This is a genomic window from Janthinobacterium sp. TND4EL3, from assembly GCF_900156175.1.
Taxonomy (GTDB): domain Bacteria; phylum Pseudomonadota; class Gammaproteobacteria; order Burkholderiales; family Burkholderiaceae_D; genus Janthinobacterium.
Genome location: NZ_FTMV01000016.1, coordinates 80,280 through 105,316, shown reverse-complemented (window position 1 = coordinate 105,316; position 25,037 = coordinate 80,280). Strand labels below are relative to the sequence as shown.

Here is a 25,037-nt window from a genome sequence, read left to right as displayed (position 1 = left end):
TGCATCCTGTTACAAAGCGGCCTCACATGGCCGGCGCCGGTGCCAGGCGCGCAGCGGCCAGCAGCGCGGCGATGGCCGCCGCCGGCGCCGGCCGATGCAGGTAGAAACCCTGCACCTGCTGGCAGCCCAGCTGCTGCAGGCAGGCCAGCTGCTCGCCGCTTTCCACGCCTTCGGCCACCACCCGCAAGCCCAGTCCGTGCGCCAGGCCGATGGTCGAGGCGACGATCATGGCGTCATTCCTGTCGATGGCGATGTCGCGAATGAAGGAGCGGTCTATCTTCAAGGTGTGGATCGGCAGCAGCCTGATATGGCTCAAGCCCGAGTAGCCGGTGCCGTAGTCGTCCAGCGAAATGACGAGGCCCAGTGCGCGCAGGCGCTCCAGCACCTCCCTGGCTTGCGAAATATCATCGATGAAGCAGCTTTCCGTCACTTCCAGCTCCAGCAGCGCCGGCGCCAGCGCATGCGCCGCCAGGCAGCGCGTCACGGTGGCAAGCAACTGCGGGTCGCGCAGCTGCCTGGCCGAGATATTGATCGCCACGGGCACCAGCGGCAAGCCGTCCTGGCGCCATTGCGCCAGCTGGCGGCAGGCGGCCGCGATGCTCCAGTTGCCCAGGGCGAGGATGGCCGCCGTTTCTTCCGCCAGGCCGATGAACTCGTTCGGGAAGATCAGGCCGTGATGGGGATGGTCCCAGCGCAGCAGCGCTTCCAGGCCGACGATATGCCCGCGTGCCGTGTCGAACTTGCCCTGGTAGTGCAGGCAGAATTCGTTCTCGCGCATGGCCATTTCGAAGCGTCCCTGCAATTCCAGGCTGCGCGCCGACGACAGGTTCAGGGCCATGTCATAGAAGCGGAAGCTGTCGCGCGCCGTCTTGGCGCCGGCCATGGCGCTGTCCGCGCCCGACAGCAGGGCATCCACGCTTTGCCCGTCGCGCGGGTACAGCGCGATGCCGATGCTGGCCGTGGCCAGGATGGCCGCGCCGGCAGCGGGAGCGAAGGGCTGGCGCAGCGCGTCGAGGATGGTGCCGGCGACGGCGGCCAGGCGCTCCTCGCTGGCCACTTCGCACAGCAGCAGGACGAACGCATCGCCGCCGAAGCGCGCCAGCACGTCGCCGTCGCGCAGCACGCGGCGCAGGCGTGCCGCCGCCTCCTGCAGCAGGGCGTCGCCGGCCAGCTGGCCCAGGCGCTCGTTGACGTGCTTGAAACGGTCCATGTCGACGAGCAGCAGCGCATAATGGTTGCGGCTGTGGCGCGCCTGCAGCAGCTTGCCGCTGGCGATGTCGTAGAAATGGCGCCGGTTGGCCACGCCCGTCAGCTCGTCGCGGGTGGCCAGCTGGTCGGCGCGGCTTCTTTCGCGCGCCAGCTGCAGGCTCAGGGTGATTTGCTCGCCTTGCGCCTGGCGCCGCTGTGCGCGCAAGCGCCGCCGCGCGGCCCATACGATGGCGCCGCCCAGCGCCAGCACGGCCAGCGATGCCAGCGCCGCCTGGGCCAGCAGGCGCCAGCGCGGTCCGTCGAGCTGCGCCAGCACCCGCGCACGCTCCTGGCTGACCCGCACCTGCAGGCCATGGCGCGGCAGGCTGCGCACGTCGAGCAGGCGCACCGTATCCTGCGGCGCCGGGGCGCCGGCCGGCAAGCCATCCTGCAGCGCGGCCAGCACGTCGCCTTCGCTACCGGCGATCTCGATGCGGCCATGCGCCTTGCGGCTGATCTCGCGGTAGGGGCGCAGGAAATACGCCAGGTCGGCGGGCAGCTCGGACAGCGGCCCCAGGGCGTCGCCCAGCTGCGCCGCCAGGATGGTGGCCACGTCGCGGTTCTCGATGCCGGCGCGTTCGAGCGCCTGCTGCATCTCGTCATCGAGACGCACTGCCGTATAGCCCCAGATGCACAGCAGCAGGCAGGCGGCCAGCATGGCGCACAGCGTGCTGCTGGCGGCGTCGAGCCATCGTGGTGCAGGGTCCGGGCGCCCCGCGTTTGCGCGCAACTCCACTCAGGCCACTAGACGGTCAGGCGCGGCAGGGCCGGCGCCGGCCGGTGCGGCAGGGCCGCCGGCGCCTGGCGCAGGCGGAACACGCTGACCACCTGCAGCAGGTTTGCCGCCTCGCCTTCCAGCGATTGCGAAGCGGCCGCCGCTTCTTCCACCAGGGCCGCGTTCTGCTGCGTCACTTCATCCATCTGCACCACGGCCTGGCTGATCTGGCCGATGCCCGTGCTTTGCTCGGCGCTGGCCGCCGTGATGTCGGCCACCATCTGGCTGACGCGTCCCACTGCCGCCACCACGTCCTGCATGGTGGCGCCGGCCTGCGCCACCAGTGCCGTCCCCGCATCAACCTGCTGCGTGGAGTTGGCGATCAGCGCGCGGATATCGCGCGCGGCGGCCGCGCTGCGCTGGGCCAGGCTGCGCACTTCCGTGGCCACGACGGCAAAGCCGCGCCCCTGCTCGCCCGCGCGCGCCGCTTCCACGGCCGCGTTCAGGGCCAGGATATTCGTCTGGAAGGCCAGCATGTCGATCACGCCGATGATGTCGGCGATCTGCGCCGACGACGCGCTGATCGCTTCCATGGTGTGGATCACCTGCCCCACGGCCTGCCCGCCGTCGCGGGCGATGTTCGCCGCCTCGACGGCCAGCGCGCTGGCGTGGCGGGCGTTGTCGGCGTTCTGCTGCACCGTCGAACTGAGTTCCTCCATGGCGGACGCCGTCTGTTCGAGCGAACTGGCCTGCTCCTCGGTGCGCGCCGACAGGTCGACATTGCCGGCCGCGATCTGCGTCGAGGCCGTGGCGATGGTGTCCGTGCCTTCGCGCACGCGCTGCACGATGTCGAGCAGGTTGCCGTTCATGATGGAGAGCGCGTCGAGCAGCTTGCCCGTCTCGTCGCGCCCATGGCGGCCGAAATGCGACGTCAGGTCGCCGGCGGCCACGGTCTGCGCCACGGTCAGGGCATGCTGCAGGGGCGTGACGATGCTGCGCGTGACCAGCCAGGCCGTCGCCAGCGAAAAGGCGATGGCCAGGCCGCTGAGCGCCAGCATCATGGTGCGCGCCGAGACATATTCCTCGTGCACCTGGGCCCCCGCGGCCTCCATGCGCTCATGCTGGTGCGTGATCAGCGCTTCCAGCGCCGCCATGTAGCGCAGCTGGTCGTCGCGCACGGCGCCCAGCAGCAGCGCCGTCGCCGCGTCGCGCGCGCCCTCGTCGAGCAGGGCCAGTACCTTGTCGCGCCCGCCGTTGAAGGTGGCGCGCGCCTGCGTCACGGCCGCCATCAGCGCGCGGCCCTCCTGCGACAGGACGATGCGTTCGAGCTGGGCCAGGCGCTGCTCCGTGTCCGCGCCGGCCCTGGCGATGGTGGCGCGCTCCTGCGCCAGTTGCTGCGGCTCCGCCATCAGCAGCAGGTTGCGCGAGGAGCGCGCGATGACGTTGACGTTCTTGATGATGTCGTTGGCCAGCACGGTCTTCGGATACTTGTCGTCGATGACGTCGCGCATGCGCAGTTCCAGGCCGGACAGGCGCAGCATGCCCAGCGCGGCAGTGCCCAGCAATAACAGGGTCAACAAGGAAAAGGACCAGCGCAAGCGGGTCCCGATATTCATATTCGCCATCTTCATTCGCATCCTTCAGTGTGGTGCATCGGTCTTCGCGCCGGGCCGGCCTGCAAGGCTGACGGCAATGGCTTGCGCCGCCAGCGGCCATGGAAGGCCGGGCGCAGCGGGCGGAGGGGTCAGCCTGGACAAGGCAGAGGCGGGAGCTTGGAGTGCTACGGCGGCCAGTGTGAGTTATCTCACAGGCAATGTCGCGTTAAGTTTTGCAAAGATTTGCTTAGATGGCAAAACAGCTATTTATATAACACTGTTTTTTTAGTAAGTAGAAACCGCAGCGCTGGCGGGCACCGCGCACAAAAACGGCCGCGCTGGGCGGCCGTCCGGCAGGCGGCAGAGGCGCCGCCCGGAATGCAATCGATCAGAATACTTCCCAATCGTCTTCCTTCGGCTGCGGCTCGCGCCCCGACGGCACGGCGCGCAGCACGGGTCGGGCCCTGGACGGCGCGGGGCGCGGGGACGGCGCCATGCGCGGGCGCACGGCAGTGCGCGCCGGCGCGGCATGGGCCGCCTGCACGCCGTCGAGCTTGAAGACGCTGACCACGCCGGCCAGCTGGCCCGATTGCTCCTGCAGCGATTCGGCGGCGGCCGCCGCCTCTTCCACCAGGGCCGCATTTTGCTGCGTCACCTGGTCCATCTGGCCGATGGCCTGGTTGATCTGGTCGATGCCCGAGCTTTGTTCCTGCGTCGCCAGGCTGATTTCCGCCATGATGTCCGTCACGCGCTGCACGCTGGAGACGATTTCCGCCATCGTGCTGCCCGCCTCGGCCACCAGCTTGCTGCCCGCGTCGACCGCTTCCACGGAATCGCCGATCAGCGTCTTGATTTCTTTCGCTGCGCCAGCCGATCTTTGGGCCAGATTGCGCACTTCCGTCGCCACGACGGCGAAGCCGCGTCCCTGTTCGCCCGCGCGCGCCGCTTCCACGGCCGCGTTCAGGGCCAGGATATTCGTCTGGAAGGCGATGCCGTCGATGACGGAGATGATGTCGACGATCTTGCGCGAGGAATCGTTGATGGCGTCCATGGTCTGGACCACCTTGCCCACCACCTCGCCGCCCTTGACGGCCACGCCCGAGGCGCTGCGCGCCAGCTGGTTCGCCTGCTGGGCATTGTCGGCGTTCTGCCGCACGGTGGACGTCAGCTCTTCCATCGACGACGCCGTCTCTTCCAGCGAACTGGCCTGCTCTTCCGTGCGCGAGGACAGGTCCAGGTTGCCGCTGGCAATTTCCGACGACGCCGTGGCGATCGTCTCCGTGCCGCTGCGCACCTGGCCGACGATGCTGACCAGGCTGGTGTTCATGTCTTTCAGCGCCTGCAGCAGCTGGCCCGTTTCTTCCGTCGTGTGCACCTCGATGTGGCTCGTCAGGTCGCCCGAAGCCACCGTCTGCGCCACTTTCACGGCCGAATTGATCGGCTGCGTGATGGCCCGCGTAATGTAGGCGGCGCAGCCGATGCCCAGCGCCGCAGCCAGCAGGCCCAGGATCAGCATCAGGCTTTCCGAACGCACCACGGCCGCGCTGCCTTCCTTGACGCTGGCGTCGGCCACGCCGTTATTGAGCTTGATGATCTCGTTGAGCGTGGCCTCGGCCTTGCCGAACAGGCCGCGCGAATCGAGATACGTCTTGTAGAAGACCACGAACAGCTCTTTCTGCCGCGCCTCGTCGCGGTTGTCGGCCAGTTGGCGCAGGATGGCGCGCACCTTGTCGTCCTCTCCCTTCCAGGCGGCCCATTCCTCCAGGAAACGCTTCCACAGCACGGCTTCCTCGGCGGTTTGCGGCAGCGGCTCGTACAGCTTGCGGCCCGCCTCGATATTGCTCCAGGCCTTGGTGCGCAGCTGCAGCGCTTCCGCAAATTTGTCTTGCGCCTGGTAATTGTTTTCATAGATGGCGGCCGTCAGGGTGGCGGCGGCGACGGCCGTCTGGCCCTCGTTCATCATCATCAGCCCCTGGATGGACGGCAGGCGCACCACGCCGATTTCATTGACGGCGTTGCCCACGGTGGCGATGCCCGTATAGCCGCAGACGCCGACCACCAGCAAGGCCACCGTCATCACGGCGACGAGGGTCGCCAACTTCCATTTGATCAATAAATTCTTAAACATGGCTAGATCCTTTATAAGTCAAAACTGCTGCTGGCAAGGTTGAGGCTGGCATGTTCGGGTAGAACGGCTGACACTTGTATAAAGGCGGCGGGGTTGGGGCGTACGCTTCGTTACAATTGGCGAGAATTCATAACTGGAAGCATAGTGGAAAATACGCGTGCTGGCTGCTACATACTTGATACAAAACAAGATTTATTTCCTGATTGTGGCGTGCCTTGTACAGCGGCGTCGCAAAATGCTCGCTTACGACGGTTTGGCGCAAAAAATCCTGCTGCCCCCCTATTGGCTGCGCAGTTGATAGTCGTATAAGATGAGCAACAGGCAAACAACAGGCAGACCATGGCTTATCCTATCGAACACAAACTGGTGATCGGCGTCGCGTCCAGCGCGCTGTTCGACCTGTCCGAATCGCACCAGGTCTACCTCGACAGCGGCCCCGAGGAATACCGCAAGTACCAGGAAGCGCATATCGACACGGTCTTGCCGCGCGGCGTGGCCTTCCCTTTCATCCGCCGTTTCCTGGCCATCAACAAGCACTATGCGCGCCAGTCGCCCGTGGAAGTGGTGCTGTTTTCGCGCAATTCGCCGGAAACGGGCTTGCGCGTGATGCATTCCATCGCGCACTACGGCCTCGATATCTCGCGCGCCGCCTTCATGACGGGCAAGCCGCCCTACCCCTACCTGCCCGCCTTCAACGCCTCGCTCTTCCTCAGCGCGAACGAGGACGATGTGCGCAGCGCGCTGGCCTGCGACTATCCGGCCGGCCTGGTGCTGCCATCGCGCACGGAAGACGATGAAAGCGACGAGGAACTGCGCGTGGCCTTCGACTTTGACGGCGTGATCGCCGACGACGAGGCGGAAACCGTCTTCAAGCGCAACAATGACGTCGATGAATTCCATGCCCATGAAACCCTGAACGTGGGCACGCCGCACCGCCCCGGGCCGCTGGCCGGCCTGTTCCAGAAGCTGGCCGCCATGCAGCGCCTGGAAGAAAAGGCGCAGCGGCGCGACCCCGGCTACCGCAAGATCCTGCGCATCGCCATCATCACGGCGCGCAACGCCCCCTCGCACGAGCGCGTCGTGACGACCCTGAAAAGCTGGGGCGTGGCGGCCGACGAGACGTTTTTCCTCGGCGGCATGGACAAATCGCGCGTGCTGGCCGTATTCAAGCCGCATATCTTCTTCGACGACCAGTTGAGCCACCTGAAATCGGCGGGCGGCACGATACCCATGGTGCATGTCCCATTCGGCATCGCCAATGTCCGCGCAGGATAAAACCTGCTGCGCGTCGCGCCTTGCGGCCTGCGATGCTCACCGTACTAGCGTACGGCTGCGCTTCTTGACCACAAATCGCTGCCGCTCGCGACGGTTTTCTCAAGCGCGGAGGTGCGGGCGATGGTCTATAATCTCGCCTGTCAGCGCCGTCACTGGCGGCGCGGCGCGCATCACAGCTGTTCCACTCAACTGCCTCTGCCACTAGTGTCATCGCCTGCATGTCCTTAGACTTAACAAAAGCCCTCCCCAAGCCCGGCAACCGCTACGCGCTGCCCGCCCTGTATGGTTCATCCGACGCCTATGCCCTGGCGCTGGCCGCTTTGGCCTTGAAAGCGCGGGGCCAGATGCTGGCCGTGGTGGTGGCGCAGGCCAGCGACGGCCAGCGCCTGCTCGATGAAATCCCCTGGTTTGGCGGCAAGGAACTGCGCTGCCATCTGCTGCCAGACTGGGAAACCCTGCCCTACGACGCCTTTTCGCCGCACCAGGACCTGGTCTCGGAGCGCCTGGCCACCCTGCACGAAATCCAGTCGCGCCAGTGCGACGTGCTGATCGTGCCGGCCACCACGGCACTGGTGCGCCTGGCGCCGCCGTCCTTTTTGGCCGCCTACACCTTCTTCTTCAAGAAGGGCGAAACGCTGGACGAGGCGCGGCTGAAGTCGCAGCTGACCCTGGCCGGCTACAGCCATGTGTCGCAAGTGATGTCGCCGGGCGAATACTCGGTGCGCGGCGGCCTGCTCGACCTGTTCCCCATGGGTTCCGCCCTGCCCTACCGTCTGGACCTGTTCGGCGACACCATCGAAACCATCCGCACCTTCGACGCCGACACGCAGCGCTCGCTGTATCCCGTGCACGAAGTGCGGCTGCTGCCGGGCCGCGAATTTCCCATGGACGAAGCGGCGCGCACCACCTTCCGCAACCGCTGGCGCGAACAGTTCGAGGGCGACCCGTCGCGCTCCGTCGTCTACAAGGACATCAGCAGCGGCATCGCCTCGGCCGGCATTGAGTATTATCTGCCCCTGTTCTTCGAGCAGACGGCCACCCTGTTCGACTACCTGCCGCCCGACGCCTCGCTGGCCCTGGTGGGCGAGATCGACGCCGCCATCGGGCGCTTCTGGACCGATACCCAGTCGCGCTACCGCTTTTTGAAGGCCGACCGCGAGCGGCCGATTCTGCCGCCCGAAACGCTGTTCCTGTCCGACGAGCAGTTCTTCGGCCTGGCCAAGCCCTACCCGCGCCTGGCGATCAGCAAATCGAACGATGCCCTGGCGTCCGAACTGTCGGCGCCGATTCCCAACATCGCCGTCAACCGCCGCGCCGACGACCCGCTGGCCAACCTGCGCAGCTACCTGCTGCAAGCGGGCCGCCGCGTGATGATCTGCGCCGAAACCAACGGCCGCCGCGAAACCCTGCAGCAGTACTTCAGCGAATACGAGCTGCAGCTGACGCCCGTGGAAGGCAGCGACGGCTTCTTGCAATCAAGCGCCAAGCTGATGCTGGGCGTGGCGCCGCTGCACGCCGGTTTCGAGCTGTTCACGCCCGAGGGCAACCTGGCCTTCATCACGGAGACGGAGCTGTATGCCGGTTCCGGCCGCCGCGTCGGCACCAAGAAACAGGAAGGCGTGACGCAGGTCGAGTCGATGGTGCGCGACCTGTCCGAGCTGAAAATCGGCGACCCCGTGGTGCACATCAACCACGGCATCGGGCGCTACATGGGCCTGACCAGCATGGACCTGGGCGAAGGCGAGACGGAATTTTTGCACCTCGAATACGCCAAGGACACCAAGCTGTACGTGCCCGTGTCGCAGCTGCATGTGATCTCCCGCTATTCGGGCGCCTCGCCGGAAGACGCGCCGCTGCACTCGCTCGGCTCGGGCCAGTGGGAAAAAGCCAAGAAACGCGCGGCCGAACAGGTGCGCGACACGGCCGCTGAGCTGCTCAACCTGTATGCGCGCCGCGCGCTGCGCCAGGGCCACTCCTTCGAATTCTCGTCGCACGACTACCAGCGCTTCGCCGACAGCTTCGGCTTCGACGAGACGCCGGACCAGGCCGAGGCCATCCACAACGTCATCAAGGACATGACGTCCGGTAAACCGATGGACCGCCTCGTGTGCGGCGACGTCGGCTTCGGCAAGACGGAAGTGGCGCTGCGCGCCGCCTTCATCGCCGTCATGGGCGGCAAGCAGGTAGCGATCCTGGCACCCACCACCCTGCTGGCCGAGCAGCATGCGCAAACCTTCGCCGACCGCTTCGCCGACTGGCCCGTGCGCATCGCCGAGCTGTCGCGCTTCCGCACCGGCAAGGAGATCACGCAGGCGTTCAAGGGCATGGCCGACGGCACCATCGACATCGTCATCGGCACGCACAAGCTGCTGTCGGACGACGTGAAATTCACGCGCCTGGGCCTCGTCATCATCGACGAAGAACACCGGTTCGGCGTGCGCCAGAAGGAAGCCTTGAAGGCCTTGCGCGCGGAAGTGGACGTGCTGACCCTGACGGCCACGCCGATCCCGCGCACCCTGGGCATGGCGCTGGAAGGCTTGCGCGACTTTTCCATCATCGCCACGGCGCCGCAAAAGCGCCTGGCGATCAAGACGTTCGTGCGCAGCGAAGGCGAAGCCATCATCCGCGAAGCATGTTTGCGCGAACTCAAGCGCGGTGGCCAGATCTACTTCCTGCACAACGAGGTGGAAACCATCCAGAACCGCCTGGCCATGCTGACGGAACTGCTGCCCGAGGCGCGCATCGCCGTGGCGCACGGCCAGATGCACGAGCGCGACCTGGAAAAGGTCATGCGCGACTTCGTCGCCCAGCGCTTCAACATCTTGCTGTGCACGACCATCATCGAGACGGGCATCGACGTGCCGACGGCGAACACCATCATCATGCACCGCGCCGACAAGTTCGGCCTGGCGCAGCTGCACCAACTGCGCGGCCGCGTGGGCCGCTCGCATCACCAGGCCTACGCCTATTTGCTGGTACACGACGTGCAGGGCCTCACCAAACTGGCGCAGCGCCGCCTGGACGCCATCCAGCAGATGGAAGAACTGGGCAGCGGCTTCTACCTGGCCATGCACGACCTGGAAATCCGCGGCGCCGGCGAGGTGCTGGGCGAGAGCCAGTCGGGCGAGATGACGGAAATCGGCTTCCAGCTGTATTCGGACATGCTCAACGAAGCCGTGCGCTCGCTGAAGGCCGGCAAGGAGCCGGACCTGGCCGCGCCGCTGGCCTCGACCACCGAGATCAACCTGCACGTACCGGCCCTGCTGCCCGCCGACTTCTGCGGCGACGTGCACGAACGCCTGTCGATCTACAAGCGCCTGGCCAACTGCGCCACGCAAGAGAAGATCGACGATATCCAGGAAGAGCTGATCGACCGCTTCGGCAAGCTGCCCGACGCCGTCAAGGCGCTGGTCGAGACGCACCGCCTGCGCATCGCGGCGAAAACCGTGGGCATCGTCAAGATCGACGTGCATGGCGAGGCGGCCACCCTGCAATTCATGGCCAAGCCGCCCATCGACCCGATGCGCATCATCGGCCTGATCCAGAAGAACCGCCACATCAAGCTGCATGGCCAGGACAAGCTGAAAATCACGGCCGCCATGCCGGACCTGGCCGCGCGCGTGACACAGATCAAGACCACCATCAAGCAATTGACGGTGTAGACCATTCATATCATTTATGCAGGCCTGACCCATGACCAATACCAAGACCATCACCATGAATCTGATCCTGCAGGGCCTGGACGGCGCCAGCGCCCGCCTTGATCGCATTGCCGCCCTGGCCGCGCCGACCTCCGTCACGCGCCTGGGGCCGAACGCCGTACGCTGCGAGCAGATCGCCTATTCGCCCGCGCTGCGCCCCACCATCGAGGTGGCGGCCCAGGCGGCGCAGCTGGACGCCACCTACATGATGGGCCAGCGCGAGCTCAGTGAATTCAAGCTCGTGGCGATGGACATGGATTCGACCCTGATCACCATCGAGTGCATCGATGAAATCGCCGACATGCAGGGCTTGAAGCCGCAGGTGGCGGCCATCACGGAAGCGGCCATGCGGGGCGAGCTCGATTTTGCGGCCAGCCTGACGCAGCGCGTGGCCCTGCTTGAAGGCCTCGACGCGTCGGCCCTGCAGCGCGTCTACGACGAACGCCTGAAACTGTCGCCGGGCGCGGAAACCATGCTGGCGGCCGTGCAAAAGGCCGGCCTGAAGACGCTGCTGGTGTCGGGCGGCTTTACCTTCTTCACCGAGCGCCTGAAACAGCGCCTGGGCCTCGACTACACGCACGCGAACGCGCTGGAAATCGTCGACGGCAAGCTGACGGGCAAAGTGTTGGGGGGCATCGTCGACGCCGAGGAAAAGCAGCGCACGGTGGAGCGCGTGTGCGCCGAGATGGGGATTGCGCCATCGCAAGCCATCGTCATGGGCGACGGCGCCAACGACCTGAAGATGATGGGCATCGCCGGCCTGTCCGTGGCCTTCCGCGCCAAGCCCGTGGTGCGCTCGCAGGCGGACGTGGCGCTGAACTTCGTGGGCCTCGATGGCATCCTGAATATCCTGAGCTGATCCTGCCGGGGCATGGCCAGGCGGCCATGCCCCCTTCCTGCCTCCCTACAGCTGCCACATCCGCAACGGCAGCAAGCCCCACCAGGCCAGCACCAGCAGCAGCTGCAGCGCCGCCAGCAAGGCCACCCAATCCCATTTCGCCAATGTGCCCGTCTCGGCCGCCGCGCCGAAGCTGCGCCAGCAGCGCGCCAGGCCGTACGCCATGGCCAGCGGCAGCGCACCTGTCGCCAGGGCCAGCAGCACGCTGGCGAGCGTCACGTCGCCCAGGCGCAGGTAGGACTGGAAATAGAAAAACGGCAGCGGCAGCAGCAGCGCCAGCAGCGACAAGAGGGGCACGAACAGGTGGTCGCCCCGCCCCAGGGTACGCCGCGCAGCCCGGTACGCGCCGACGAGCAGCACGTACAGCAAACCGGCCGCGCCCAGCGCCAGGCTGCCCCACAGCACCAGCATGCGCAGCATCGAAGCGCGCTCATAGCTGCGCAAGCCGTCGCTGAGGATGTGCTTGCCATCTTCCTGCATCAGCACGTGCGACGCGGTGCTGCGGTCGCTGGCGCGGAACAGCAAGCCGCCCACCGGTTCCAGCTCGCGCGGCTCGCCCTGGAACGGAATCAGGAACAGCGACTCGCCATCCCATTTGACGCGCGTAAAACCGAAGACGGCGTCGATCCAGGCCATGCTGGCCATGGCGCCGGGCGACGGCAGGTACACGCCCTGCCAGTTTTCCACCGTGGGCGCGGGCGTGCCGCGCGGGGCCGGCGCGCGCAGCGGCAGTTCCAGGTCGCGCAGCAGCAGGCGGTTGAAGCGTTCATAGTCGGCGTGCTCGGCATCCGTGTTGAAGGCCACGAAAAAGGCGCTGTCCTGTTCAGGGTAGATGCACAGCATGGCGCGAAAACCCACGGCCGTGCCCGGGTGGCAGGCGCCGACCACATTGTGGCGGTCGCGCACGGCCAGCGCCAGGCCGTGGCCCATTGCCAGGCCCGCCTGCGCCGCGTCCGTGCCGGCCGGCTCGGACAAGGCGCCCATCAGGGCCAGGTCGATGAATTGACTGCCCTGCAGCGTGCCGTCGCCCATTAAAAACTGCGCCAGCTTGCCCATGTCGGCGGCCGTGGTGGTAAATTGGGCGGCCGGACGCAGGTACTGGGGCACGGCAGGCTGCGCCACGCCATGCTCGAAGTAGCCCATGGCCAGGCGCGGGTCGGCCTGCGTGCCCGCCTGCGTGCTCATTTGGGTGACAAAGGCAAACGTGCTGTCCGCCATGCCCAGCGGCTGCAGCAGCTGCGCGTCGAGGTAGCGCTCGTACGGCTGCCCCGTAACCTTCTCGATCACCATGCCCAGCAAGCCATAGCCCATGTTCGAATAGGCATAGCGGCTGCCGGGCCGGGTGCGCACGCGCAGCAGATTGCCGCCGCCGTCAAAGGCGTCGGCCAACGGCGTGTCCGGCGCCGGGTGCAGGCTGAACGCCTGCCAGAAGCGGGCGTTGTCCAGGCCGGAAGTGTGCGCCAGCAGGTGGCGGATGCGCACGGGGTCGCTGGCCAGCCATGGATTTCTCAGCGCCAGTTCCGGCAGCACCTGCTGCAAGGGCGTATCGAGCGTGAGCCGGTCTTCGCTGACCAGGCGCAGCACGCCCAGCGCCAGCGCCACCTTGCCCACGGAACCCACCTGCACGCGCGTATCGGCCTGCATGGGTACTTGCTTGGCGGCATCGCGCAGGCCGGAGGCGCCGACTTTGACTGTGCCATCCGGCAAGACTTCACTCCAGACGGCGCCCGCCAGGCCCTCTTCCTTCAAGCCGGCGGCCATCTCGGCCGCCAGGGGGGCGCCGGCGGCATGCGCCGCCGTGGCACAGCACAGCAGCATGGCCGGCAAGGCGCGGCGCAGCCAGAGCCCGGCACGCGCGGCCAGGGCGGGATATTGATTTCTTTTCAACAATATATTCTGCCTTTTTGCGTGGACTGCGCCCCCTCGCCGCCATGCTTGTTACAATTAAAAATTGAGCAACGACAGGAGGCTTCATGCCACAAGATATTACATTCGATACCCAGCTCCAGCAGACCAAGAATCTGGCCTGGTGGCTGTACCTGATACATGGCGCCAGCTTCGTGTTTTCGCTGGGCGCGTTTTCCTTCATTCCGCTCATCATCAATTACGTGAAGCGGGACGAGGCGGCCGGGACCTTCGTATACAGCCATCACGGCTGGATGATCCGTTCCTTCTGGTGGTATGTGGCCTGGGTCGTCCTCGGCGCCGTGCTGTGGGTCACCATCATCGGCATTCCGCTGGCCTTCGTCGTCTGGGGCGTGGCGTGGCTGTGGAAAGCGTATCGTTTGCTGCGCGGTTTCATCGACCTGAACAACAACAGCCCCGTACCGATGTAAACAGCATGCGCGGCAGGCTCGCGCCTGCCGCCGCTACATCGCCGCGAACGCCCGTTCGATATCGGCAATCAAGTCCTGCGGCTCTTCCAGCCCCACGTTCAGGCGCACCAGCTGGCCCGGCAGCGGCCAGCCCTTGCGCATGGCGGCGATGCGATACGGCATCACCAGGCTGTTCGCGCCGCCCCAGCTGTAACCAATCTTGAACAATTGCAAGGCATCGACGAAGCGGTCCGTCTGCGCCTCCGTGTAGCGGGCATCGAACAGCACGGAAAACAGGCCGCCCGCGCCCGTGAAATCGCGCTGCCAGATGGCGTGGCCGGGGCAATCATCAAAGGCCGGATGCAGCACCGTGGCGATCTCCGGCCGGCCCTTGAGCCAGGCGGCCACCGTGCGTGCGCCCCTGTCGTGGGCGTCGAAACGCAGCTTCATGGTCGGCAAGCCGCGCAGCACCAGGTAGGCGTCGTCCGCGCCCACGCCCATGCCCAGACGCATGTGCGCCTGCGCCAGGCGGTCGTGCAGCGCCCGTTCGCGCGTGATGAGCGCGCCCATCAGCACGTCGGAGCCGCCCGACTGGTATTTCGTCAGCGCCTGCATGATGATGTCCACGCCCAGGTCGAAGCCGCGCAGGGCCAGGCCGGCCGACCAGGTATTGTCCAAAGCGACGAGCACGCCGCGCGCATGGGCTGCCGCGCAGATGGCGGGCAAGTCCGGCACTTCCATCGTCACGGAACCCGGTGCTTCTGTCCAGATGAGCTTGGTATTGTCCTGGATCAATGCCGCGATGCCGGCGCCGATGAGCGGATCATAGTAGCGGGCCGTGATGCCGAAATCCTGCGCCAGCCAGCGTCCCAGTTCGCGGTTCGGGTTGTAGATGTTTTCCGGCAATAGCACGTCGTCGCCCGTTTTCAGCAGGGCAAAGTCCGCCATGGCGATGGCCGCCAGGCCCGACGGCGCCAGCAGGCAGTAATTTCCCCCTTCGATCGCGGCCAGCCGCGCTTCCAGCGTGAACGTGGTGGGCGTGCCGTGCAAGCCGTAGGTGTAGGCGCTCTTCTCTTTCCAGTCGCCCGAACGCATGGCCGCCACGTCCTTGAACAGCACGGTCGAAGCGTGGTGGATGGCGTTGGGAAACGCGGCAAAGCCTTGCGGCGCCTGGTAATCGCTGTGGATCAGCGCGGTCTGCGGGGATTTGGGTGTGGTCATGGCATCGTCGGCAAATAAAAAAGGCGGCCCAGCAACTGCTGGTCCGCCTTGATTGTAAGGGCTTATGCCCTTGCCTGCCGTACGTATGACAGAGTGTTACACCTGCATAAAACTTTTATTCGGCGGCGCCCCACAAGTCGTGCGCGTCGGCCGACGTAATGGTCACGTCAACGAACTGGCCCACCGCCAGCTTGCGGTGCGGCTCGAACGGCGGCTTCACATACACGACGCCGTCGATTTCCGGCGCATCGGCGCTGGAACGGCCCACGCCGCCCGAGCGGGTGACTTCATCGATGAGCACGCGCACGGTCTTGCCGACCTTGGCTTGCAGACGCTTCTTGGAAATTTCTTCCTGCAGCAGCATCACGCGGCCGCGGCGCTCTTCGCGCACTTCTTCCGGCACGGGGTTGGCGATTTCGTTGGCCGTCGCGCCTTCCACCGGGGAATAGGCAAAGCAGCCGAGGCGGTCGATCTGCGCTTCCTTGAGGAAATCGAGCAGGTACTCGAATTCCGCTTCCGTTTCGCCAGGGAAACCGGCGATGAAGGTCGAGCGGATGGTCAGGTCCGGATTGATGGCGCGCCAAGCCTGGATGCGGTCCAAGTTCTTCTCGCCGCTGGCCGGGCGCTTCATGCGCTTCAATACGTCAGGATGCGCATGCTGCATCGGGATATCGAGGTAAGGCAGGATGTGGCCGCCGCTCATCATCGGGATGATCTGGTCCACGTGCGGATACGGATAGACGTAGTGCAGGCGCACCCAGGCGCCGTAGGACTTGGCCAGCTCGCCCAGCGCTTCCGTCAGCTGCGTCATGTGCGTCTTCACGGGACGGCCGTTCCAGAAGCCGGAGCGGAATTTCACGTCCACGCCATAGGCCGAAGTGTCTTGCGAAATGACCAGCAATTCCTTGACGCCGGACTTGAACAGGTTTTCCGCTTCCATCATCAGCTCACCGATCGGGCGCGAGACGAGGTCGCCGCGCATGGACGGGATGATGCAGAAACTGCAACGGTGGTTGCAGCCTTCGGAAATCTTCAGGTAGGCGTAGTGCTTCGGCGTCAGCTTGACGCCTTGCGGCGGCACCAGGTCGAGGAACGGCGCATGCGGTTTCGGCAGGTGCAAATGGACGGAATCCATCACTTCGGCCAGCGCGTGCGGGCCCGTGACGGACAGCACTTTCGGGTGCACCTTCATGATGATGTCGTCGCCGGCAGCATCTTTCTTGGCGCCCAGGCAGCCGGTGACGATCACCTTGCCGTTTTCGGCCAGCGCTTCGCCGATGGCGTCGAGCGACTCTTGCACGGCAGCATCGATGAAACCGCAGGTATTGACGATCACCAGATCGGCGCCAGCATAGGATTTCGCCGTTTCGTAGCCTTCGGCGCGCAGCTGGGTCAGGATTTGTTCGGAATCGACCAGCGCTTTCGGGCAGCCGAGCGAGACAAAGCCCACTTTCGGCGCCGCACCTGGCATGGCCAGCATGGCCTCGGGCTGGGCGGAAGGAACGGGAATACGGTGAATTTCAGACATAGTTGGCAGCTAGTAAAATGGTGAGGCGAATCGGCTATTGTACCCCGAGCCGCCCCTTGCTGGCAGAACTATGCTGCGAATGACACAGATTCGATATCAAAAACACATGCAGTGAGGCGTATGGGCAGCATCGCCGCCCATCGCCATGCATCTGATTACTTCTTGTCCGTCGGCGGGACGGGCGGAACAAACGGGAAGGTGCCGAACAGATTCTTGCTCTGGCTCTGCATCTGCTCCTGCATCTGCACGAACAGGCTCTTGCTCTGGTCGATGTAGTTGTTCATCATGCCTTGCATCATCGGGCCCTGGACATTCATGAACTGGGTCCACATTTCCGGACTGAATGGCTTGCCTTCGAAGCTGCCGGCCGAGGTGCCCGTGAACTTGTGCTGGATGTCCGTAAACGCTTGCACGTTCTTTTCCAGGTAGGAACCCATCATGCCCTGCATGGCGTGGCCATAGTAGCGGATGATCTGCGACAGCACGCCACTGGAAAACATGGGCACGCCGCTGGCTTCCTCTTCCAGGATAATCTGCAGCAAGATGCTGCGTGTCAGATCTTCGCTGGACTTGGCATCGACGACGGTAAATTCCTCATTGTCCAACACCAGCTGCTTGACGTCCGTCAAGGTGATGTAGGAACTGGTTTGCGTGTCGTACAGACGTCGGTTCGGGTATTTCTTAATCAGGCGGTCTATACTTTTTTTTGCACTACTCATCACAAGTTCCACTTATTGCGCCGCAGCGCATACTGAGTTGATCCGAAAAAAAAGCGAACGTGGGTCCGCTTTCGCACCTGCCTACGTTTTCCATTATAGAGTGGAAAACGGCTCCATTGCACATCAGGGTAGTAGATTCCCGCATTTATTGCAACGCAACTAAAAGTAGATTATTGACAAGACCGGAGATTACGCCGGTCTTGCCCGGCAAAACGCTTTGTGAATTAATCTGCCCTGACTTTAACATACCGGCCCGGCGCCGCCTCGATAGGCGCGTGGCGCTTGTTGCCGGGCTTGCCTGGCGCTTTCACGTCGGCACCGCCATGTTCGGCCAAAAAGGCCGCCCATTCCGGCCACCAGCTGCCCACGTGCTCGGTCGCACCTTCCATCCATTGCTCGGCAGTCAAGGGCTTGGCTTTCGCCGTGCGGGCGCCTTTGCCTGCGTCATTGCTCCAGTAGCTGCGCTTTTTCTTCGAGGCCGGGTTGATCACGCCGGCGATATGGCCCGAGGCGCCGAGGATAAAACGGTTGGCTTTCGGCTTTTTCGGGTTCAGCAGGGCCGTGCTGGCGTAGGCCGCGCCCCAGGGCACGATATGGTCTTCGCGCGAGCCGTAGATGAAGGCGGGCGCGTCGATGCTGCTCAGGTCGACCTTTTCGCCGGCCACCGTCAGCTTGCCCGGCACCTTCAGGCTGTTCTCCAGGTAGGTGTTGCGCAGGTACCAGCAGAACATGGGGCCCGGCAAGCCCGTGCCGTCGCCGTTCCAGTACAGCAAATCGAAAGCGGGCGGCTCCTTGCCCTTCAGGTAATTCGACTGCACGTAATTCCACACGAGGTCGTTCGGACGCAGGCTGGAAAAGGTGCTGCCCAGGTCGCGCCCGGACATCAGGCCGCCCTTGGCCAGCGTCTGTTCGCGCAGCGCCACTTGCGGTTCGTCAATAAAGACGTCGAGCGCGCCCGTGTCGCAAAAGTCGAGGAAAGTGGTCAGCAGCGTCAGGCTGGCGGCCGGATTCTCGCCGCGCGCCTTGAGCACGGCCAGCGCCGTCGAAACGATGGTGCCGCCCACGCAGAAGCCGAACATGTTCAGCTTGTCCTGGCCGGAGATGTCCTGCACCACCCGGATGGCTTCGATCACGCCTTGCTCCACGTAATCGTCCCACGTCAGGTGCTGCATGCTCAGGTCAGGGTTGCGCCAGGACATGAGGAACACGGTATTGCCCTGCTCCACCGCATAGCGCACGAGCGAGTTTTCTGGCTGCAAGTCAAGGATGTAGAATTTATTGATGCACGGCGGCACCATCAGCAGGGGCCGCTGGTGTACCGTGGCGGTCGCAGGCGTGTACTGGATCAGCTGGAACAGCGCGTTTTCAAACACCACCGTGCCCGGCGTGGTGGCCACGTTGCGGCCCACTTCGAAGGCCGATTCGTCCGATTGCGAAATGCGGCCCTTCTGCATGTCGGCCAGCATATTGCTCAAGCCCTTGGCCAGGCTCTCGCCCTTGGTCTCGATCAGGGTTTGCTGGGCGTCGGGATTGGTGGCAAGAAAATTGGCGGGCGACATGGCGTCGACGATTTGCTGTACCGCAAAGGCAATCTTTTGTTTCTGGTGCGGCGTCGCTTCCACGGCGTCGGCCATGGCGATGAGAAATTCCGCGTTCAGCAGGTAGGCGGCCGCATTGAAGGCCGACAGGGGGCTGGCGTGCCAGGCGGGCGCGGCGAAGCGGCGGTCCTTCAGCTCCGGCGCCTTGCCGGCCATGAAATCGGCCCACAAGCCCGTCAGCTTGGCCACGTAGGCATTTTTCAGTTGCTCGATCACGTCCGGCTTGATGCTGGCGCCCGCATCCTGCAAAATGCCGGCAATCGGATTGGCTGCCGGCTGCGGTACCATGTTGAACCACGTTTTCCACTGCTCAGGATTGCTGATCTGCGCCATCCATTCCTTGGTCATCATTTGAGGATCGGGCATATTCATAGCTATATAAGTCCATTCAAGAATTGGGGACGCCGAACAAAACCTACTGCGCGTCGGTATAGGCGGCCTGCGATGCTCACCGTACCTTCGTACGGTTGCGCTTCTTAGCCACCTCTCCCTTCCGCTCTCTACGGTTTTGCGCGGCGTCGAAACGTAGTCGAAAAATAGAAAACTTTAATATCAACTGCATGCAAACTCTTACTAATTGCCAATACCAATGATGCTCATGACCGCTGTTGCCTGGATCTATGTCGTCGGCCTCATGGCGCTGACGGAACCGTCCATCGTCGCCGGGGTGATGACCTTCGTGCTGTACTGCGTCATCCCGCTGTCCATCCTATTCTATCTGACGGGCTCGCGGCGACGCAAACGCAAGGCTGAGCACGCCGCCGAACTGCGTGCGCGCGCCCTCTCCTCAACAGACGATAAAACAAAAACGGCAGACACATAAGTGCCTGCCGTGCAGATTATTTGCGCCAGATCAAACTGGCCTGCCTTCCCGTGACGCCATCGCGCCGGTACGAGTAAAACTGCGCCGCATCGCTGACCGTGCAGTATTCCCCGCCCGCCACTTGCGCGACGCCATCGCGCAACAGCATGGTGCGCGCCAGCGCATAGATGTCGGCCAGGTACTTGCCAGGCTTGCCGGCGATGGCGGCAAACGCGGCGGACAACACTTGCCGTTCGGCATCGTCGCGCGCGCCGTCGCGGAACGCCTGCAGCACGTCCTGCCCCACCTCGAATTGCTGCGGACCAATGGCCGGCCCCAGCCAGGCGAGGATCTCCGTCGCGCCCTGCGCCCGCATGCTGTCCACCGTGCGCTGCAAGACGCCGTTGGCCAGGCCGCGCCAGCCCGCGTGGGCCGCGCCGACGACCAGACCATCGGTCGAACAAAACAGCACCGGCAGGCAATCGGCCGTCATCACCACGCACACGGCGCCCTCCCGCGTGGCGATGCTGGCGTCCGCATCGGGCACGCAACCGCGCAGGCTGGCCGCGTCGGCCACGGCCACGCCATGCACCTGCGACAGCCAGGCCGGTTCGGACGGCAAGACTGCCGCCAGCCGGGCGCGGTTGGCCGCCACATGCGCAGCATCGTCGCCCACGTGCGTGCCCAGGTTCAAGCCGCCGCCGCCCTGCCCGTCGCCATATGGCCCCTGGCTGACGCCGCCCGCGCGCACGGTCGCCAGCGCACCCACGCTGGCGGGCAGGCCGGGCCAATGGGGAATAATGCAAGGCAACGGTGACGTCATCAGACCTGTTCCGGCTCGGGAATGCCGGCCGTGGCGATCAGTTGCGCGAAATCATCGGCCAGCGGCACGATCCATTCGCATGCTTCCAGGGTGCCCGGATGCACGAGGCCCAGGCGGCGCGCCTGCAGCGCCTGGCGCGAGAAGACGGACACCAGGTGCTGCTTGCCGTACACGTAATCGCCGACCAGCGCAAAGCCCAGGTGCTGCATGTGCACGCGGATCTGGTGCGTGCGGCCTGTTTCCAGGCGACATTGCATCAGGCTCACGGGACGGCGGTCGAGTTCGCCGCTGCCGATCAATTCATAGTGCGTGATGGCGGGCTTGGCGGTGAAATTCTCCGACACGGCCATCTTGACCCGGTCGCGCGGGTGGCGCGCGATGGACGCATCGATGGTGCCCGCCATTTTCGGCGTGCCCCATACCAGCGCGAAATACTCGCGCTTGACGGTGCGTGCCTGCAGCTGGCGCACCAGGTCCGTTTGCGAAGCCAGGGTCTTGCCGACCACCATCAGGCCGCTCGTATCCTTGTCCAGGCGGTGCACGATGCCGGCGCGCGGCACGCCAGCCAGTTGCGGGCAGTGGTGCAGCAGGCCGTTGAGCAGGGTGCCCGACCAGTTGCCGGGGCCCGGATGCACGACCAGGCCGGCAGGTTTGTTGATGACGATGATATGCTCATCTTCGTGCACGATGTTCAATTCCATCGCTTCCGGCTTAAAAGCCTCGTCTTCCGGCGCGCTTTGCGGCAGAATGACGATCTTCTCGTCGCCATAGGCGGTCATGTTGCGTTTGGCAACTTTTCCATCGACGGTCACGAAACCGGCTTCCAGCCACAATTGCAAGCGGCTGCGCGAGTATTGCGGCACCAGCTGGGCGATGACTTTATCGAGGCGGTGGCCGCAGGCGTCCGGCGTCAGTTCCAATGTAATCGGGGCCATTTCCTCGAAGACGTCGTCGGCGGCAAAATCGCCGTCAAACGCCTCTTCGGCAGCATGGTCAGAAAGGGAGTCAAACGCGGGGTCAGCCAAATTAGGCTTCGGAGTTAATATCACAGCATTCCCATCGGCTATAATCAGCCTATTGTAAAATCTTGGTTAAAACCTTCTTGCAAAACGTCATGCAAAAAAAATTATCGTTGGTAGTCGCTTCAGTCGTTCTGCTCGGCATGTCCGCTTGCAGCTTGTTGCCTGAAAAAGTGGATGAGACCAAAAACTGGTCCGTTACGAAATTATACTCGGAGGCGCGTGAAGAAATGGCCGGGCAGCACTATGAAGCTGCAATCGGCCTGTTCCAGAAGCTGGAGGCTAACTATCCTTTCGGCAACTATGCTCTGCAAGCGCAGATGGAGATCGCTTACGCATATTATAAGTCGGGAGACCAGGCTCAGGCACTGGCCGCCGTCGAACGCTTCATCAAGTTGCATCCGAACCACGCCAATGTGGACTATATGTACTACCTGCGGGGCCTGATCAGCTTTAACGACCAGATCAGCTTCCTCAATTTCCTGTATGAGCAAGATCCGACCGAGCGCGACCCGAAAGCCACGCGCGAAGCATTTGCCGCGTTCAAGCAACTGGTCGACAAGTTTCCAAATAGTAAATATGCGCCCGATTCGCTGGCCCGCATGAACTATTTGATCGATGCCATGGCGAAATATGAAGTGCACGTGGCGCGCTATTACTACCGCCGCGGCGCCTACCTGGCCGCCGCCAACCGCGCGCAAGCGACGATCAGCGACTTCGCCGCTTCGCCAGCCATCGAGGAAGCGCTGTTCATCATGTACCGCTCGTACGACAAGCTGGGCTTGACCGACCTGCGCGACGACACCCTGCGCGTGCTGACCAAGAACTACCCGAACACGGCATTCCTCAGCCCGGAAGGGGTGAACAAGGAACGCAAGTGGTGGAAATTCTGGCAGTAAAATGAAAAAACCGGAGCTTGCTCCGGTTTTTTACTTATTCGCCGACCTTGCGCCGGAACACCCAGCTCTTGTCGTTCGACGCTTCCGGCACGAAACCGTAGCCATCGACGTCGAACTGCTTGAGCTGCTCGGGATCGCGGATATTGTGGACGGCCGCATAGCGGGCCAGCATGCCGCGCGCGCGCTTGGCGTAGAACGAGATGATTTTATACTTGCCGTTCTTCCAGTCCTCGAACACGGGCGCGATGACGGGCACGTCCAGCTGGCGCGGCTTGACGGATTTGAAATATTCCTCGGAGGCAAGATTAACCAGCACTTGCGCGCCCTGCTCCTTCGCCGTGCGGTTCAGGCCGTTGGTGATGGTGTCGCCCCAGAACGCATACAGATCCTTGCCGCGCGCGGTGGACAGGCGCGTGCCCATTTCCAGGCGGTGCGGGTGGATCAGGTCGAGCGGGCGCAGCAAGCCGTACAGCCCGGATAAAATGCGCACGCGCGACTGGGCATAATCGAGCTGGGCCGGCTGCAGGCTGCGCGCCTCGAAACCGGCGTACACGTCGCCATTGAAGGCCATGATGGCCTGGTGCGCGTCGTCGAGCTTGGGGGTCCAGGATGCGTAGCGGGCCACGTTAAGGGCGGACAAGGCGTCGGAAATGCCCATCAGGCTGCCCACTTCGGCGGGCGAAAACTGGCGCATGCGCTCTATCAGCTGGGCGGAATGGTCGAGAAAATCGGGGGTGCTGTGCAACGAGGTTGTTGGCGGCGTCTCCAGGTCGAGACTCTTGGCGGGCGAAAGCACGATCAACATAAATTATCACTACAAAATAGAATTGCCGACATGATACCTGCTCCACAAAAACTCGTCCTCGACACCAACGTCTGCCTCGACCTGTTCGTCTTCAACGACCCGCGCTGGGCGCCCCTGCTGGCGGCCATCGAAAGCGGCGCCGTGCACGCCATTACGCGCGAAGATTGCCGCGCGGAATATCTTGTCGTATTGCATTATAAACATCTGCCCCTCGACGAGGCCAGCCGCGCTGTCGCCGCCGCCCGCTTCGACGCCCACATCACGGTCGTGGCGCCGCCCGTGTCCGGCGTGCGCCTGCCCGTCTGCACGGACAAGGATGACCAGAAATTCCTCGAACTGGCGCGCGACGCCAATGCCGACATCCTCATCACCAAGGACAAGGCGCTGCTGAAACTGGCCCGCAAGACGGCCAAGGCCGGCATGTTCAAGATCATGGTGCCGGAAGGCTGGGCCTTGCCAGGCTGAGCCATCAAGGCCCGCACGGAACGCCACGCGCTGCGCTAGAATGGGAAACGATTCCACTTTCCGCACCGCGCCCCTACCGTTCATGAACAGCCCGTCCCTGCCCCACCTGACTCCCACCCTGACCAGCCGTTTGCCTCTCGTGGGCACCACCGTGTTTACCCGCATGTCCAGCCTGGCGGCCCGGCACGGCGCCGTCAACCTGGGCCAGGGCTTTCCCGACTTCGATTGCGACCCGGCCCTCGTCGACCTCGTCGGCGGCGCCATGCGCGCCGGCCACAACCAGTATCCCATGATGACGGGCGCCGCGCCCCTGCGCGAGGCCATTGCCGCGAAGATCGCCAGCCTGTACGGCCACGGCTACGATGCGGGCACGGAAATCACCGTCACGGCCGGCGCCACGCAGGCGCTGACCACGGCCATTTTGTGCTGCGTGCACCCGGGCGACGAAGTCATCGTCATCGAACCGGCCTACGACAGCTATTTGCCGGCCATCGCGCTGGCCGGCGGCGTGCCCGTGCTGGTGTCCATGGAGGTGACGGAGTCCGGCTACAGCGTGCCGTGGGACAAGCTCGCTGCCGCCGTCAGCCCCAAGACGCGCTTGATCATCATCAATACGCCGCATAACCCGACGGGCACGATCCTGCGCCCGGCCGACGTGGCGGCGCTGGCCGACATCGTGCGCGGCACGCAAATCCTGATTTTATCGGATGAAGTCTACGAGCACATGGTATACGACGGCGTGCCGCACGCCTCGCTGAGCCGCAATCCTGAACTGGCGGCGCGCAGCTTCATCGTGTCCAGCTTCGGCAAGACGTATCACGTGACGGGATGGAAAGTCGGCTATGTGGCGGCGCCCGCGGCCCTGACGGCCGAGTTTCGCAAGGTGCACCAGTACAACGTGTTTACCGTCAACACGCCGATGCAGCACGGCATCGCCGGCTACATGGCCGATCCGCAGCCCTATCTGGACTTGCCCGCGTTTTACCAGCGCAAGCGCGATTTGTTCCGCGACGGCCTGGCGGGCAGCCGCTTCACCCTGCTGCCGGCCGACGGCACGTATTTCCAATGCGTGCGCTACGATGCCATTTCGCACGATACCGAAGCCCGGTTCGCCGAATGGCTGACGGCGGAAATCAAGGTGGCCGCCATTCCCGTGTCCGCGTTTTACGCGCAGGGCCAGGAGTCGGGCATCGTGCGTTTCTGTTTTGCCAAGAAAGACGAGACCTTGCGCCTGGCGCTGGAGCGCCTGCGCAGCATTTAACGACAGTACTGCTCCGCCCCCC

Annotated in this window: 19 protein-coding genes; 8 read left to right on the top strand and 11 right to left on the bottom strand. The window is 64.2% G+C overall.

Features of this window, described 5'->3' with window-relative positions:
• Positions 1 to 22 precede the first annotated feature (22 nt).
• The 3 genes from BXA07_RS22740 to BXA07_RS22730 all read right to left on the bottom strand — a co-directional run bounded on the left by BXA07_RS22740 (position 23) and on the right by BXA07_RS22730 (position 5,686).
• A complete protein-coding gene (locus BXA07_RS22740) occupies positions 23 to 1,984 on the bottom strand; it encodes a putative bifunctional diguanylate cyclase/phosphodiesterase (protein WP_244556374.1) in 1,962 nt (653 codons plus the stop codon).
• Between the two features lie 8 nt (positions 1,985 to 1,992).
• A complete protein-coding gene (locus BXA07_RS31685; RefSeq protein WP_280175072.1) occupies positions 1,993 to 3,579 on the bottom strand; it encodes a methyl-accepting chemotaxis protein in 1,587 nt (528 codons plus the stop codon).
• Between the two features lie 367 nt (positions 3,580 to 3,946).
• On the bottom strand, positions 3,947 to 5,686 hold the full coding sequence (locus BXA07_RS22730) for a methyl-accepting chemotaxis protein (protein WP_076571108.1): 1,740 nt from the start codon (positions 5,684 to 5,686) through the stop codon (positions 3,947 to 3,949).
• Between the two features lie 339 nt (positions 5,687 to 6,025).
• On the opposite strand from BXA07_RS22730, the gene BXA07_RS22725 reads away from it, so the two are divergent.
• The 3 genes from BXA07_RS22725 (at position 6,026) to serB (ending at position 11,521) form a co-directional block, all read left to right on the top strand.
• On the top strand, positions 6,026 to 6,961 hold the full coding sequence (locus BXA07_RS22725) for a 5'-nucleotidase (RefSeq protein WP_076571106.1): 936 nt from the start codon (positions 6,026 to 6,028) through the stop codon (positions 6,959 to 6,961).
• 218 nt (positions 6,962 to 7,179) lie between these two features.
• Positions 7,180 to 10,623, top strand: coding sequence for a transcription-repair coupling factor (mfd, locus tag BXA07_RS22720; RefSeq protein ID WP_076571105.1), 3,444 nt, complete (start codon positions 7,180 to 7,182; stop codon positions 10,621 to 10,623).
• A gap of 55 nt (positions 10,624 to 10,678) precedes the next feature.
• The gene (gene serB, locus BXA07_RS22715) at positions 10,679 to 11,521 is read left to right on the top strand and encodes a phosphoserine phosphatase SerB (RefSeq protein WP_076571189.1); all 843 of its coding nucleotides are present in this window, start codon (positions 10,679 to 10,681) and stop codon (positions 11,519 to 11,521) included.
• Between the two features lie 45 nt (positions 11,522 to 11,566).
• Here the strand turns inward: serB and BXA07_RS22710 are convergent, their stop codons facing one another.
• The gene (locus BXA07_RS22710; protein ID WP_139335705.1) at positions 11,567 to 13,447 is read right to left on the bottom strand and encodes a serine hydrolase domain-containing protein; all 1,881 of its coding nucleotides are present in this window, start codon (positions 13,445 to 13,447) and stop codon (positions 11,567 to 11,569) included.
• 86 nt (positions 13,448 to 13,533) lie between these two features.
• Here BXA07_RS22710 and BXA07_RS22705 point away from each other — a divergent pair, with 86 nt between their 5' ends.
• A complete protein-coding gene (locus BXA07_RS22705; RefSeq protein WP_076571103.1) occupies positions 13,534 to 13,896 on the top strand; it encodes a DUF4870 family protein in 363 nt (120 codons plus the stop codon).
• A gap of 33 nt (positions 13,897 to 13,929) precedes the next feature.
• Here BXA07_RS22705 and BXA07_RS22700 read toward each other — a convergent pair whose 3' ends face one another.
• The 4 genes from BXA07_RS22700 to phaC all read right to left on the bottom strand — a co-directional run bounded on the left by BXA07_RS22700 (position 13,930) and on the right by phaC (position 19,313).
• Positions 13,930 to 15,096 carry a cystathionine beta-lyase gene (locus tag BXA07_RS22700; protein ID WP_076571101.1) on the bottom strand — a complete coding sequence of 389 codons (1,167 nt, stop codon included), beginning with the start codon at positions 15,094 to 15,096 and terminating at the stop codon, positions 13,930 to 13,932.
• Positions 15,097 to 15,211: 115 nt separating this feature from the next.
• Positions 15,212 to 16,567, bottom strand: coding sequence for a 30S ribosomal protein S12 methylthiotransferase RimO (gene rimO / locus BXA07_RS22695; RefSeq protein WP_170909721.1), 1,356 nt, complete (start codon positions 16,565 to 16,567; stop codon positions 15,212 to 15,214).
• 212 nt (positions 16,568 to 16,779) lie between these two features.
• On the bottom strand, positions 16,780 to 17,343 hold the full coding sequence (phaR, locus tag BXA07_RS22690) for a polyhydroxyalkanoate synthesis repressor PhaR (protein WP_071323205.1): 564 nt from the start codon (positions 17,341 to 17,343) through the stop codon (positions 16,780 to 16,782).
• Positions 17,344 to 17,567: 224 nt separating this feature from the next.
• Positions 17,568 to 19,313, bottom strand: coding sequence for a class I poly(R)-hydroxyalkanoic acid synthase (gene phaC, locus BXA07_RS22685; RefSeq protein ID WP_076571097.1), 1,746 nt, complete (start codon positions 19,311 to 19,313; stop codon positions 17,568 to 17,570).
• 226 nt (positions 19,314 to 19,539) lie between these two features.
• Between phaC and BXA07_RS22680 the strand changes: the two genes are divergently transcribed.
• Complete coding sequence (locus BXA07_RS22680; protein WP_348532969.1) at positions 19,540 to 19,764, top strand: hypothetical protein; 225 nt, start codon at positions 19,540 to 19,542, stop codon at positions 19,762 to 19,764.
• Positions 19,765 to 19,780: 16 nt separating this feature from the next.
• Here BXA07_RS22680 and pgeF read toward each other — a convergent pair whose 3' ends face one another.
• The gene (gene pgeF / locus BXA07_RS22675; protein WP_076571095.1) at positions 19,781 to 20,566 is read right to left on the bottom strand and encodes a peptidoglycan editing factor PgeF; all 786 of its coding nucleotides are present in this window, start codon (positions 20,564 to 20,566) and stop codon (positions 19,781 to 19,783) included.
• Positions 20,566 to 21,591, bottom strand: a complete 1,026-nt coding sequence (locus tag BXA07_RS22670; protein ID WP_034781141.1) for an RluA family pseudouridine synthase — start codon at positions 21,589 to 21,591, stop codon at positions 20,566 to 20,568. Before BXA07_RS22670 ends, pgeF begins: the two co-directional genes overlap by 1 nt.
• Positions 21,592 to 21,680: 89 nt before the next feature.
• On the opposite strand from BXA07_RS22670, the gene BXA07_RS22665 reads away from it, so the two are divergent.
• Complete coding sequence (locus tag BXA07_RS22665; protein WP_076571185.1) at positions 21,681 to 22,484, top strand: outer membrane protein assembly factor BamD; 804 nt, start codon at positions 21,681 to 21,683, stop codon at positions 22,482 to 22,484.
• 34 nt (positions 22,485 to 22,518) lie between these two features.
• Here the strand turns inward: BXA07_RS22665 and yaaA are convergent, their stop codons facing one another.
• Positions 22,519 to 23,289: a peroxide stress protein YaaA gene (gene yaaA / locus BXA07_RS22660; RefSeq protein WP_076571093.1), complete on the bottom strand. Its 771-nt coding sequence runs from the start codon at positions 23,287 to 23,289 to the stop codon at positions 22,519 to 22,521.
• Positions 23,290 to 23,319: 30 nt separating this feature from the next.
• Here yaaA and BXA07_RS22655 point away from each other — a divergent pair, with 30 nt between their 5' ends.
• Entirely contained in the window at positions 23,320 to 23,754 is a 435-nt protein-coding gene (locus BXA07_RS22655) for a putative toxin-antitoxin system toxin component, PIN family (RefSeq protein ID WP_076571091.1), read from the top strand.
• A gap of 82 nt (positions 23,755 to 23,836) precedes the next feature.
• A complete protein-coding gene (locus BXA07_RS22650) occupies positions 23,837 to 25,015 on the top strand; it encodes a pyridoxal phosphate-dependent aminotransferase (protein ID WP_076571089.1) in 1,179 nt (392 codons plus the stop codon).
• Positions 25,016 to 25,037: the final 22 nt, after the last annotated feature.